We start from the raw sequence: 245 nt of genomic DNA, 5'->3' as shown, positions 1-245 counted from the left end.
TAAACTAATTGAACTTTTTACTAACTGGATTTCGTTTTCTGCGAAGCAGAAAAAATCTGTGTAATCCCCTTCATCCCTATAAAATCTGTGATCCTTTTTATCGCATTAATATCGTCCCTTCTTCTGCCACTTGTTTTTTGATCACGGATTTCAGACTGATCAGGCGATTACACGGATTATTTTGCTGGCGCAAAATGAAAATCCAGTTTATAAGATATCGTCAACGTTTCAAAAACTGCATTTTC

It is taken from the genome of Ferruginibacter sp. HRS2-29 (assembly GCF_024343615.1).
Taxonomy (GTDB): Bacteria; Bacteroidota; Bacteroidia; order Chitinophagales; family Chitinophagaceae; genus Ferruginibacter.
This window is presented reverse-complemented; position numbering follows the sequence as displayed.